A 12,135-nucleotide genomic window follows, 5' to 3' on the forward strand; every position below is an offset into this window, starting at 1 on the left:
TGCCCAGTCGCTCGTCGGCGTCAGCGTCCGCCAGGGACAGCGGTGGTCGGGCGCGGTAGGGTGCTCCGCATGCGTACGCTCGTTGCCTGCCTGCTCCTGTCCTCGTCGGGGCTCGTCGCCTGCACTGCCTCGCACGCGAACGTGTCTTCGGACGCGTCCCATGCCGAGAGCCCTCTTCCTTTCATCGCGGATGACTACGGCCGCGCGCTCGCCGAGGCGAAGGCCAAGGGCGTGCCGCTGTTCGTCGACACGTGGGCGCCTTGGTGCCACACCTGTCGCTCGATGCGCGCCTATGTCTTCACGGACGCGGCGCTCGCCAGGCACGCGGGCCGCTTCGTCTGGGTGGAGCTGAACACCGACCTGGCGCAGAACGCGGCGTTCCAGGAGAAGTACCCGGTGGAGTTCTGGCCCACCTTCTTCATCATCGACCCGCGCGAGGAGAAGGCCCTGCTGCGCTTCGCCGGCAGCGCCACCGTGCCGCAGCTCGAGAAGCTCTTCGAGGACGGTGAGCGCGCGTACAAGGGCGGCGCCACGGGGGCCGAGGCCCTGCTGGCGCGCGGCGACGCGCTGTATGGAGAGGGCAAGCCGACCGAGGCCGCCGAGGCGCTCACGCTGGCGCTCTCCGAGGCGCCCGCCGACTGGTCTCGCCGGGGCCGCGCGCTGGAGTCGCTGACGATGGCCATGTACGGCGCCAAGCAGCATGAGGCCTGCGCGCGCAAGGCCATCGAGGAGCTGCCGCGCGTCCCGCGTTCGCTGTCGTGGGCGAACAGCGTGCTCAACGGCCTGACGTGCGCGATGTCCTTGCCCGAGGACAACGCGGCGGGTGCGGAGCTGCGGCATGCGTTGGAGGCGAAGGCGCGCGAGGCGCTCGGTCCTCCCGCCATCACCATGACGGCGGATGACCGCTCCGGCCTCTATGAGATCCTCACCGAGACGCGCGAGGCGGATGGCGACAAGGCCGGCAGCCGCGCCGTGGCGGAGCAGTGGCTGGCGTACCTGGAGGGCGAGGCAGCCAAGGCGCCGAACCCCGACGCGCGCTCCGTGTTCGACTCGCACCGCATGCTCGCCGCGATGAAGCTGGAGCAGCCCCAGCGCGTCATCCCCGCCATCGAGCAGAGTGAGCGCGACCTGCCCCAGGACTACAACCCGCCCGCGCGCCTGGCCACGCTGTATCGCGTGTCGGGGCGACTGGATGACGCGCTCGCCGCGAGCGACCGCGCGCTGACGAAGGTGCAGGGGGCTCGCCGGCTGGGTGTGCTCACGGGCCGGGCCGACATCTACCTGGCTCGCAAGGACCCCGCGTCGGCGGTGAAGACGGTGGAGGATGCGCTCGCCTACGCGAAGACGCTGCCCGCCGCGCAAGTGTCTCCGCGTCAGGTCGAAGGGCTGCAGAAGAAGCTCGCCACCGTGAAGGCGGCGACCGCGTCCACTTCAGCGCCGTAGCGCGGCGCGGCGGGTGTCCAGGTCGAGCAGCTCGAAGTCCTCGACCGGACACTCGCGCATGGCGCCGTCGGTGAAGAGGAGCACGGCCTCGCGGGGCCCCGGGTTGCTCGGGGTCCCGTGCGCGTACTCCACCCGGGTTCCGTCCGTCACCAGATGGCGGAGCACGCCGTCTCGCACGGGCCCGGGACTTTGCAGCAGCTCCCGGCTTCGCTTGTCGCGGGTGTGTCCCACCACCTGCACCAGTCCCGCTGGCAACCGGCGGGGATCGAACCTCCGGCGCGGTGTTCCTCTCACGCGCTGAGCGTCCTCGGGCAGCAGGCTGGGGCGCTGGTAGAAGATGCCGCGCCCCTCTCCCTCCGCCGCGTTCCCGGGCGCGTGCAGTCCCGGGAGGATGAGCGGCCCCGAGGTCCACGCCTCCACGGCCGCGTCCAGCGCCGCGTTGAGCGCGCTCGCCACCACGTTCGCATCCGCGCGGCGAGGGCCCGGCACGCCGAGCACGTCCAGGTCCTCGTGTGTCACTCCCGCGTGGAGCACGAGGAGGTTCGGGCCCGCGGCGTGGGCCGCGCGGAAACGCCTGGCGCGCAAGAGGTGCGTCACCCAGTCGCGCTGGGCCTCGTTCCACGTGCTGAAGTCGCGCGCCACCAGCTCGGCGTTGGGGACTTGAGGCCAGCGCGCGAGGAAGGCCCGCTCCTCGGATTCGGGCGTCGCGTCGCCGGCGTAGATGCGGTCCGCTTCGGCCTGCGCGGTGGCGAACGTCGCGTCGGTGAAGTCCGCCAGCTCGCCCACGCGCCCCAGGTCATGGTTGCCGAGCAGCATCACCACCGCGTCGTCGGGGTGTGACGCGGACCAGGCGAGGAGCCGCAAGGCGCTCGCCGCGACGGCGCGGCGCTCGTCGCGTGGACCCCAGTCGAAGCAGTCGCCCACGATGACGAGCTGGCTGTCGGGCCTGAGCGCGCCGTCATCGCCCAGCAGGCCGCGTGCCTCCAGGATGGCGAGGATGTGCTCGAAGTTCGCCTGCGGGTCACCCATCACGACGCGGAGCGCGCGCGGGGTGCCCTCGGCGGGCATGGAGGCAGGCCCGCGCGCGACGGCGGCGTCGGCGCGGGCGAGTGCGGCGTGGAGGCGCGAGGCGCGAGAGGTGCTCACGCGCGGCATCCTAGGCACGGGCGCGCGCGGATGCCCGGCTCACGCCGCCTGGAAGAACCGGGAGATGAGCGCGGAGCGGCTCTCGACCTGCGCCTTGTTCAGCAGGTGGGTGACGTGCACCTCCACCGTGCGCTCGGCGCAGCCCAGGTGCGCGGCGATGGCCTTGTTCGTCTCGCCCTGCACCACGTGCTCCAGGACTTGAATCTCGCGGGCGGTGAGCGCCCAGCGGAGGGCCAGGCGCCGCACGCGCGCGGTGTGGTCGGGCGGAGGTCCTGGATCCAACACCAGGAAGTGGTCCGGCAGACCGGGGCTGCGCAGGGAGCTGGAGAACAATGGCCCCGCGCCCGGAACGCTGCGGAGACAGTCCCGGACCTGGGCGGCGAGCCCGCGTGCGTCATCGTCCAATCGCTGACGGCCCGCCTTGTTGGTGTGCACCACCCGGCCCGTCGCGGTGACGACCCACGCGGGGCGACCCAGTGCCTCCAGCGCCGCCTCGAGCGCCGAGCCCAACAGGCCCGCCTCTCGCAACCGGGTGTCCATGGCCAGCCTGCGCTGGAGCGCGGGCGTCAGGGACTGGAGCAGCAGCTCATCGCGCTCGGTGAAGGGCTCGGTCCGGAAGGCTCCCACCCAGCCCAGCAGCGTCGCGCCCTCGCAGACGAGCGTGCGCAGCTGCGCCATGTGGTCCAATCCCAGTCGGCGATACAGCGTTCCGGTGCGCGCGGTGACTCGCTCCAAGGTGCGCGCCCACTGCTCCGCGGGAATGCCGAGCAACTCCCAAGGCTCCGAACCCGCCGCGTACAGTGGAGGTTCGCTCTGCGTGGTCTCCGCCAGAGGGCGGAAGCGCAGGGCGTGATTGCGCTGGGGTGGCGCCGGATGCGCGGGATCGAAGTAACCCCATGGGTCACCCACTCCCGGGAGGAACTCGTCCAGGACTTCCGCCAGGACATTCGGAGATTGAGGAAATCCCGCGCAGTGAGAATAGGTCGCGTGGTAGCGCTCGGGTCCTACTTCCACGCCATAAGCCACGGCACGCTCAGCGCGCAGGGCGTCTTTGAGGGCGGCCACCACCGCGGGCATGGCCTCCGAGCCCGGCTCCATGTTCGCCAGAAGCGCCTCGAGGTCTCGCAGCAGTTGCTGATCCTCGGAAGTCATTTGAATCAAGATTTACTGATTATAGACGGCACAGGATGCAGGAGGTGGGGTATCCGCGACGAATCCGCTGCTGGCTGCCGCCCAGTTGATACTCTCGGTACGAGCGCGTTTGGCGGGTAAGGTTGGACCTACGGGTTTTCACCGATTGAATCGCATTTCCGAGGGCGAGACACTTTGAGCCGTGCCCGCGGGGGGGTGGGCCATTCGGAAGTTGCTGGATCGCGTGAGCGCGCGTCGGGTGTCCGGCTGGGGCGCCCGACGCGCTGCCCCTTCCGACCGATTCACAGCGGACCGCCCTGCCGAGTCATGATTCCGCCGGCTGCGCTCCGGCGCGCCGGAAGGAGCGGAGCTTCATGCCTCGCGACCATGCCTACTACGCGAAGGCGCTGGAGGGACGGCGACTCCCGCTGGCGTTCGTGGACCTGGACCTGCTGAAGGACAACGCCACGGCCTTGGTGCGCCGCGCGGGAGGCAAGCCCATCCGGCTGGCCACCAAGTCCGTGCGCTGCGTGTCGCTCATCCGGCGCGTGCTCGAGACCGTCCCAGGCTTCCAGGGGCTCATGTGCTACCGCCCCGATGAAGCCGTGCGGCTGCGCGAGCGAGGCCTGACGAACCTGCTGATGGGCTACCCGGTGGTGGATCCGGAGGCGCTCGCGGAGCTGTGCCGTCCGCCATCGCCCGTCACGCTCATGGTGGATTGCGCCGAGCATGTCGAACTCGCGGCGCGAGCGGCCCAGCGCCATGGCGCGCGCGTGCCCTTGTGCTTGGACGTGGACCTGTCGTTGGACCTGCCCGGCCTGTGGTTCGGTGTGTATCGCTCGCCCGTGCGCACGCCCGAGGACGCGCTGAAGGTGGCGCGCGCCATCGCGGCTTCAGAGGGCGTGTTCCTCGCGGGGGTGATGGGCTACGAGGCGCAGCTCGCGGGCGTTCCCGACGCTTCACCCTTCGCGGGCATGAAGAACCTGGCGGTGCGCGCGCTCCAGCGCGGCGCGGTGAGGGCGGTGCATGCGCGACGCGCGGCGATTGTCCGAGCGCTGGCGGACGCGGGCGTCTCGCTGTCGTTCGTGAACGGTGGGGGCACGGGCAGCCTGGAGTCCACTCGCGCGGACGCGAGCGTCACCGAGCTCGCCGCGGGCAGTGGCCTGTTCTCCCCCGCGCTCTTCGATGGCTATCGCATGTTCCGCCATCAGCCCGCGGCGGCCTTCGCGATCCCCGTCACGCGTCGGCCCGCGCCCGGCATCTTCACGCTGCAGGGCGGCGGCTTCGTCGCCTCGGGGGCGGCGGGACCGGACAAGCTGCCCCGGCCCTATCTGCCCGAGGGCGTGCGGCTGTTCCCGCTGGAAGGCGTGGGCGAGGTGCAGACGCCCATCGCGTATGAAGGGCCCGTGCCGCTGCCGTTGGGCGCGCCTGTCTTCTTCCGTCACGCGAAGGCCGGGGAGCTGTGCGAGCACTTCCGGACGCTTCTGCTGCTCTCCGAGGGGCGGGTGGTCGAGGAGGTGCCAACCTACCGGGGCGAGTGGGGGTGAACGGATGCGGGACGCGAAGGCGGTCGGCAGGACGACGTGGCGCAACTGGTCCGGCGCGGTGGAGGCGCACCCGCGCGCGTTCCTGCGCCCCGCGGACCTGGACGCATTGAAGACCGCGTTGAGGGATGCCACCGCCCAAGGTGCCACCGTGCGCGTGGTGGGCAGCGGGCACTCGTTCCCGCCGCTGTGCGCGACCGATGAGACGATGCTGTCGGTCGATGCGCTCAGGGGCGTGGAGGCGGTGGACGCGGACGCGCGCGAGGCCACCGTCTGGGCCGGCACGCCGCTGCGGGAGTTGGGACGGCAGCTCGCGGAGCGCGGCCTGGGGATGGAGAACCTGGGCGACATCGACAAACAGTCGCTCGGGGGGGCGCTCGGTACGGGGACACATGGCACGGGCGCGCGCTTCGGTGTGCTGGCCACGCAAGCGCGTGCGCTGACGCTCGTCACGGCGCGAGGCGAGGTCGTGGAGTGCTCCGAGGAAACGGAGCCTTCGCTGTTCCGCGCGGCGCAGGTGTCGCTCGGCGCCTTGGGGGTCATGGCGCGCGTGAGGCTGCGACTGCTGCCCGCGTACCGGTTGTCGCTCGCGCGGCGCACGATGTCGCTGGAGGAGTGCCTGGCGGGACTCGATACGGCGCGGACCACGCATCGCCACTTCGAGTTCTTCTGGTTCCCTCACACGGACCGGGTGATGACCAAGGCGATGGACCTCACCGAGGACTCGCCCCGAGGCATGGGCGTGGGGCGCTGGTTCAACGAGCTGGTCCTGGAGAACGCCATCTTCGGAGCAGTGAGCCGCGCGTGCCGACTGAAGCCCTCGCTGTGCGCGCCGGTGAGCCGGCTGTCCGCGCGACTCGCATCGGAGGGGGGGATGGCGGGCGCGAGCCACGCGATGTTCGCCACGCCTCGGTGGGTGCGCTTCCAGGAGATGGAGTACGCGGTGCCCGTGGAGCGCGGCCCCGATTGCCTGCGCGAGCTGCAAGCCTTCATCGCGCGAGAGCAGTTGGGGGTGCACTTCCCCGTGGAGTACCGCTTCGTGCGCGGTGACGACATCTTCCTCAGTCCCGCGCACGGCGGAGACCGCGCCTTCATCGCGGTGCACCAGTACCAGGGCATGCCCTTGGAGCCGTACTTCTCCCGGGCGGAGGCCATCTTCCGCAACCACGGTGGACGTCCGCATTGGGGCAAGCTGCACACGCAGACCGCGGCGACGTTGAAGGACTTGTACCCGCGCTGGGCGGACTTCCAACGCGAGCGCGCGCGCCTGGACCCCGAAGGTCGCTTCCTCAATCCCTATCTGCGGCGCCTCTTCCTGGAGTCGCCCTGACCCGGTAGGCGCGCGGGGCCGGGGACACTCCGGGCGCGCGCGTAGGCCGTGACGTCCCATCGTCGCGCGGGCTTCGCGCCCTGCGGTGACACGTCACTCGCAACGCCCCGAAGACGCCTTGCCCAGGCGCGGCGTGTTGCTCACGCCGCGCCCGGGGCGTCGGTCGTCACGGACGCGGGGCTCGCCGAGCGTCGTCTGTTCTTGAGACAGGAGGTCCGCTGACGGTGGCGAACTCCGGGCCCACGAACTCCTCGGCGACGAGGCCTTGACTGGCCGCGCCCGCGAACGCACCGATGAACGTGGCGATGATGTGCAGCAGGGTCCAGTTCCAGAGCCCCAGGCCGGAGAAGAACCGGACGAAGCCCATCGCGAAGACGTTGAAGAAGACGTAGAGGGTGGCGGGCACCACGATGGATGAAACGGCGGCGGCGTACATCGCGCGCGGCAGCTTCTTCGCGAGGAAGCCTCCGAAGGTGCTGGCGATCAAACTGCCGAAGAACGGCACCCAGAAGATGCTGAGGCTGATGAGGACCATCGTCAGCGCGCTGACCTTGAACTGGCCGTGCAGGAACGCCACGCCGTCCTCCTTCACGGCGACGCCGGGGGGGATGGGCACGTGGTCCACGTAGCGCGGCGGATCAAAGTCGAGCGACGTCGATATCGGGGCCCCGTCTCCGGGGCGGGGTGGGGTGATGGCTTCAGCCATGGCGCTGCCTCCCTCCGGGGTGTGCACGCCCGGTGGGCATGAGATGGGGATGGCTCCCCCCGCTGCGGAAGCGCTGTCGCCCCTGTCGCCGCGCTTCCAGGGGAGCGGCGCCCTGTCGTGTCTCCCGGTGGGAGCCGGGACTCCGGGTGGAGGGCGGCCTGCACGGCGGGGCCGCCAGCGGCGCTCGGTGCTTGGAGTCTGGTGGTGGGCGGCTATGCTGCCGCGCCCGGCTGCACCCTTTCTTGCCTGGATGACCCCATGAGCCTTCTCCGTACGTCGCTGATTGCCGCCCTCGCTTCCATCACCCTGCTGTCCGGCTGCGCGCTGCGCCCCCGCTACCGGGACATCGTGGCCCAGCCGGGAGCCGCGAAGGCCGCCGAGGGGCAGCTCGTGGTGCTGCGCGTGGTGGACGCGGAGACGGGCAAGCCCGTGCAGGGCGCCAAGGTCTTCGGCGGTGAGCTGCGCGAGCGGCTGTCCGCCACGACCGACGCCGATGGCCGCCTGAGCCTCCAGGTGTCCAAGGTCCTCCTGGAGGAGAACCCGCTGGTCGAGGTGGTGCTGCCCAAGGGCGTGCACGGCTATCAGTTCCAGGCGCTCCCCGTGGGCCAGTCGCCCCAGCCCGAGCCGGTGCCGAGCACGGACAGCCAGCCCACGCCCGCCGCTCCGGCGCCCGAGGCCCCCACGACGCCTGCCGCTCCGACGCCTGCCGCGCCCACCGCGACGCCTTCCACCGGGACCTGAGCCCCGCATGGTGCCCGGGGGCGCTCGCTCCCGGGTGCGCGGGAGGCGCGAGTCCACGCGCCTCCCCTCGCGTTCAAGGCGAGCCGGAAGCGCGCTCCGCGGTGTGCCAGCGCACCAGCCGCCGACCTTGCAGGCGCCGGTACTCCTGGAGCCTGCGACCGAAGTCCTCTGGGATGGTGGTGAAGCGCACGCCGTAGCGGCCGCGCACGCGCTCGCCCGCGGCCTGCCGCGTCCACACGACTTCGCCCTGGAAGGGAACCTCCTCCGCGCCCAGCACGATGGCGCCTTCCAACAGGCCGCCTCGCTTCACGGGCTGGAGCATGTCCGCGCAGAACCCTCCCTCGGACACGTCGTGGGTGTAGACGGGAAGCATGCCGCGCAGGCGGATGGCCAGGCGGTGCGCATAGCGAGGCAGACCACGAGGCTGGAGCATGCCCCTGATTCTGCCAGAGTCCACAAGGGGCGGAAAATTGCGCCGGCCCAGTGGATGAGAGGGCAGGCAGCGAGGGATGCAAATCCCGGGAACCGTTGAGAAATCTCCGGGGGAGGGAGCCGCCATGTCGAAGGCATTCACGAAGGAGGATGGTGGGGACCCGGGCGTGGTTCCCTCGCGACCTCGGTCGCTCTCCGGCGAGCCGCGCTACATCACGCCCGAGGGATACCGCGCGCTCCAAGCGGAGCTGGCCACGGTGCAGGGGCCGGACGATGGCCGCGCGAGCGTTCCAGAGCTGGAGGTGGGGCTGCGCCAGCGTGAGCGAGAACGACGCGCGAGGGAGCTGCTCGCGACGCTGGACGCGGTGCGCGTGGTGGAGCCGGATCCGTCGCAGGCGGGGCGCGTGTTCTTTGGCGCGTGGGTGGAGCTGGAGGACGAGGACGGCGCGCGCACGCGCTATCGCGTGGTGGGGCCGGATGAGGCGGACGTGAAGTCCGGACGGCTGAGCGTGGAGTCGCCGCTGGCCAAGGCGCTGCTGGGGAAGGAGGAGGGAGACTCGGTGCGCGTGGAGCGACCGAGAGGCCCGGTGGAGTACACGGTGGCTCGGGTGGAGTACGCGTCCGAATCAGAGGACGCGGTCCACGCGCCCTGAGGGGCGCTGGCGTCGCGGCTCAGCAGTCGGTGTCGAGCGCGCGGCGCTCCGCCTCGCCAAGCGGATCCACCACGAACATCAGCACGGTGCGCGCTCCGCCGGGAGGTTCGCCTCCCGAGGTGGCCAGCCAGTGATGGAGCCGGAAGCGCCCCTCGCCGAGCAGCGCGCCCGCCAGCGGCGTCCAGACCAGGTCCTGCGCCGAGGGCCGCTTGTGCCACGCCTCCACGCCGTACTCCCAGAGGGTGGAGGCGATCGCCGCGGTGAGCAGCGAGGGAAGCACGCCGTGGCCGCACTGCCGCGTGCGCAGGTAGACCTCGGAGCCGAACAGACCGTGGCCCACGGTGTTGAGGACCCACGGGTCGCCATCCCACTCGAACGCGGGCGCGTGGGCGCGGAACTCGGGCGGGTGCGAGTAGCTGTCGCGCAAGTGCCGCAGGTTCTCCTTCACGCGGGTGGGATCGAAGTCGCGCGGATACAGCACGGACAATGAGCCGCGCATCACGAGCATGAGCCCCGTGGTGTGGAGCACCGGCACGCGCCAGTTGCGAACCGGTGCGTCCGGGGGCAAGGGCGCGTCCGTCTCGGGAGCGCGAGCGCTCAGGAGCAGCAGCACGGTGACCAGCGCGGTGGACGTCACCCGGTGAACTCCCACATGCACGCGCATGTTCAAGACTGAGCGAACGCGAACCAGGAGTTTATGCTGCTCCCCCTTCGCATCCGAGAGGGGCACGTGCATGAGAGTCGGCTGGGCAGTCTGTCTGATGGTTCCCGCACTGGCGCTGGCGGCCGATCCCGAAGTGGATCCGGACAAGGTTCCAGTGAGGAGCACGCCGGTGGCCGGCAACATCCACTTCATCGAGGGCGCGGGTGGGAACATCGCCGCGTCGGCGGGCCCCGATGGCTTGCTCATCGTCGATGATCAATTCGCCCCCATGGCGAAGAAGATCCACGCCACGCTCGACAAGTTGAGCAAGAAGCCCATCGTCTACGTGCTGAACACCCACTGGCACGGTGACCACACGGGCGGAAACGCCATCTTCGGTCGGGAGGGCCGCATCGTCGCGCAGCGCGAGGTGCGGGTGCGCCTGGCCAGCGTGCAGAAGTCGCCGAAGGGCGAGACCCCCGCCGCGCCGAAGGAGGCGCTGCCCGTCATCACCTACGACACGGGCATGTCGCTCTACTTCAACGGCGAGGAGGTTCGCCTGACGCACCTGCCTGCCGGCCACACGGACGGCGACACGTTGGTGTACTTCGTCGGCTCCAACGTGCTGCACATGGGCGACCAGTTCTTCGCGGGCACGTTCCCCTTCATCGACGTGGGCACGGGGGGCTCGGTGGAAGGCTATGTGCGCAACGCGGAGCAGGTGCTCAAGACGCTGCCTGCCGGCGCGAAGATCATCCCCGGGCACGGCAAGCTGTGCGAGCGCGCGGACCTGGAGCGCTTCGTGACGATGCTCCGTGAGACGACCTCCCTCGTGCGCACGCAGCTCGCCGCGGGCAAGACGCTGGAGCAGGTGAAGGCCGCGGGCCTGCCTCCGCAGTTCAAGAGCTGGGGGGAGGGCTACGTCTCGCAGGACGTGTGGCTGGAGACCCTGTACCACGGCCTCCAGGCCAAGCCCGAGGCCGCCAGGCCCGAGGTGGCGAAGGACGCGAAGTAGCCGGAGCGCGGCTCAGCGCTTCGTCGCGATGACGACGCTGAGCGGAGTGAAGGGGGCGGGGAGGACACCGTCGTGCACCTCGACGGTGAGTCCCTCCGTCTCCAGCAGCGCCCGGGCCCGAGGCACCAGGAACGTCAGGTAGTACATGACGAACGGCGGCTTCCACAGCGCGTTGCGCACGCGCATGGCCGCGTTGAAGCCCTGGGCCAGCCAGTAGCCGAGGCGCAGCCGCGATGGTGGATGGCCGGTGACGAAGACGAACCGGCCGCCGGGCCGCAGCGCGCGAGCGATGCCCTGCACCAGTCGCGGCTCGTCTTCCTCCTGGATGTGCCCGAAGGCGCCGAAGCTCGTGACGAGGTCGAACTCCGCGTCGAAAGTCAGCGTCAGCGCATCCGCGCGCTGGAACTCCAGCGCCGCGTCGCCGGGAGCATCCGCGAGGCGCCGCTGGGCCTCGTCGAGCATGCCCTGGCTGAGGTCCACGCCCACCACGCGTTCGCGGCACAACGGGCGCAGCGCGCGCATGGCGGCGCCGGTGCCGCAGCACACGTCCAGCGCGCGGTCCACGGAGCCAGGTGGGCCCACGAGGTCGAACGTGGCCTTCAGGAGTGCGTCGGGAGTCCGGAACGGCGTGTGGTCGAACTTGGGAGCCAGGAGGTCATAGCCCCGCTCGACGGAGGTGAGCGCCTGCTCGGCGAGCTCCCGGAGGGTGGGTCCGTTGCGGTGGAACATGGCGGTGGGGATGTACTCCGCTCTGCCCGTCCCCGTCGCGTCCCTGGGCGTTGAATGTCCTGGGGCCCCCCCCGTCTGAGGCTGCAACCTGTAACGGAGGACGGAAGACATGGCGTTCAAGCTCGGACTCTCGACCCTGGCCCTCGGTGCGCTGCTGCTCGGTTCCACTGCCGCGAGCGCGCAGGACGACGGCCTGAATCGCTGGAACACCAACGCGCGGGATGGCTGGAGCCACGAGTGGAGCGGCCCTCGCGATGGGCAGGAGGCGTTCCGCTACGACGATGACGACGAGCGGACGCGGCGCTACATGCGGCCCCACGAGCACTCGGGCGACTGCCACCACGGCCCCGCGCCCCGCCCGGTGGACTCGCGCGGCCGCTACGAGCTGCAGACGGTGCAGCGCTGGGTGCCGGCGCGCTACGAGCAGGTCTGGGTCCCCGAGCAGTGCCGGGACCATGGCCACGGGTGGCGCCGCCGGGAGCGGTGCCGGGGTGGCTACTACGATCAGCAGTGGGTGCCCGGCCGCTACGAGACGGTCCAGGAGTGGGTCTGGGTTCCGTACGGCGGGCGTCACTGGCAGCAGGCCCGGCCGGCGAACTATTGGCGGTAGCGCAGTGCCTTT

General features: G+C 70.8%; 13 protein-coding genes. 7 read left to right on the plus strand and 6 right to left on the minus strand.

Features of this window, described 5'->3' with window-relative positions:
• The first annotated feature begins 69 nt into the window (after window positions 1–69).
• Window positions 70–1,443, plus strand: coding sequence for a thioredoxin family protein (locus KRR26_RS20590; RefSeq protein WP_217080615.1), 1,374 nt, complete (start codon window positions 70–72; stop codon window positions 1,441–1,443).
• Here the strand turns inward: KRR26_RS20590 and KRR26_RS20595 are convergent.
• Together KRR26_RS20595 and KRR26_RS20600 are read right to left on the minus strand one after the other, a co-directional pair.
• Window positions 1,432–2,598 carry a metallophosphoesterase gene (locus tag KRR26_RS20595; protein ID WP_120210520.1) on the minus strand — a complete coding sequence of 389 codons (1,167 nt, stop codon included), beginning with the start codon at window positions 2,596–2,598 and terminating at the stop codon, window positions 1,432–1,434. The genes KRR26_RS20590 and KRR26_RS20595 overlap by 12 nt on opposite strands.
• 30 nt (window positions 2,599–2,628) lie before the next feature.
• Window positions 2,629–3,741, minus strand: coding sequence for a helix-turn-helix transcriptional regulator (locus KRR26_RS20600; protein ID WP_233577506.1), 1,113 nt, complete (start codon window positions 3,739–3,741; stop codon window positions 2,629–2,631).
• 353 nt (window positions 3,742–4,094) lie between these two features.
• Here KRR26_RS20600 and KRR26_RS20605 point away from each other — a divergent pair, with 353 nt between their 5' ends.
• Entirely contained in the window at window positions 4,095–5,267 is a 1,173-nt protein-coding gene (locus tag KRR26_RS20605; RefSeq protein WP_120210518.1) for an amino acid deaminase/aldolase, read from the plus strand.
• A 4-nt stretch (window positions 5,268–5,271) separates the two neighbouring features.
• Window positions 5,272–6,594: a D-arabinono-1,4-lactone oxidase gene (locus KRR26_RS20610; protein ID WP_120210517.1), complete on the plus strand. Its 1,323-nt coding sequence runs from the start codon at window positions 5,272–5,274 to the stop codon at window positions 6,592–6,594.
• A gap of 166 nt (window positions 6,595–6,760) precedes the next feature.
• Here the strand turns inward: KRR26_RS20610 and KRR26_RS20615 are convergent, their stop codons facing one another.
• The gene (locus KRR26_RS20615; RefSeq protein ID WP_217080616.1) at window positions 6,761–7,300 is read right to left on the minus strand and encodes a hypothetical protein; all 540 of its coding nucleotides are present in this window, start codon (window positions 7,298–7,300) and stop codon (window positions 6,761–6,763) included.
• 258 nt (window positions 7,301–7,558) lie between these two features.
• Here KRR26_RS20615 and KRR26_RS20620 point away from each other — a divergent pair, with 258 nt between their 5' ends.
• Entirely contained in the window at window positions 7,559–8,041 is a 483-nt protein-coding gene (locus tag KRR26_RS20620; protein WP_120210515.1) for a transthyretin-like family protein, read from the plus strand.
• A 73-nt stretch (window positions 8,042–8,114) separates the two neighbouring features.
• Here KRR26_RS20620 and KRR26_RS20625 read toward each other — a convergent pair whose 3' ends face one another.
• Entirely contained in the window at window positions 8,115–8,474 is a 360-nt protein-coding gene (locus tag KRR26_RS20625; RefSeq protein WP_158611591.1) for a PilZ domain-containing protein, read from the minus strand.
• A 124-nt stretch (window positions 8,475–8,598) separates the two neighbouring features.
• On the opposite strand from KRR26_RS20625, the gene KRR26_RS20630 reads away from it, so the two are divergent.
• A complete protein-coding gene (locus KRR26_RS20630; RefSeq protein ID WP_120210513.1) occupies window positions 8,599–9,126 on the plus strand; it encodes a GreA/GreB family elongation factor in 528 nt (175 codons plus the stop codon).
• A 19-nt stretch (window positions 9,127–9,145) separates the two neighbouring features.
• Here KRR26_RS20630 and KRR26_RS20635 read toward each other — a convergent pair whose 3' ends face one another.
• Window positions 9,146–9,763 (minus strand): DUF3943 domain-containing protein, encoded by a 618-nt coding sequence (locus KRR26_RS20635; RefSeq protein WP_233577505.1) that lies wholly within the window; start codon window positions 9,761–9,763, stop codon window positions 9,146–9,148.
• Between the two features lie 124 nt (window positions 9,764–9,887).
• On the opposite strand from KRR26_RS20635, the gene KRR26_RS20640 reads away from it, so the two are divergent.
• Window positions 9,888–10,784 (plus strand): MBL fold metallo-hydrolase, encoded by an 897-nt coding sequence (locus KRR26_RS20640; protein ID WP_233577504.1) that lies wholly within the window; start codon window positions 9,888–9,890, stop codon window positions 10,782–10,784.
• A gap of 12 nt (window positions 10,785–10,796) precedes the next feature.
• Here the strand turns inward: KRR26_RS20640 and KRR26_RS20645 are convergent, their stop codons facing one another.
• Window positions 10,797–11,513 carry a class I SAM-dependent methyltransferase gene (locus KRR26_RS20645; protein WP_120210511.1) on the minus strand — a complete coding sequence of 239 codons (717 nt, stop codon included), beginning with the start codon at window positions 11,511–11,513 and terminating at the stop codon, window positions 10,797–10,799.
• A 109-nt stretch (window positions 11,514–11,622) separates the two neighbouring features.
• Between KRR26_RS20645 and KRR26_RS20650 the strand changes: the two genes are divergently transcribed.
• Window positions 11,623–12,123 carry a hypothetical protein gene (locus KRR26_RS20650; protein WP_199723957.1) on the plus strand — a complete coding sequence of 167 codons (501 nt, stop codon included), beginning with the start codon at window positions 11,623–11,625 and terminating at the stop codon, window positions 12,121–12,123.
• The last annotated feature ends 12 nt before the right edge of the window (window positions 12,124–12,135 follow it).

Origin of the sequence: Citreicoccus inhibens (assembly GCF_019039035.1) — a bacterium.
GTDB lineage: Bacteria > Myxococcota > Myxococcia > Myxococcales > Myxococcaceae > Citreicoccus > Citreicoccus inhibens.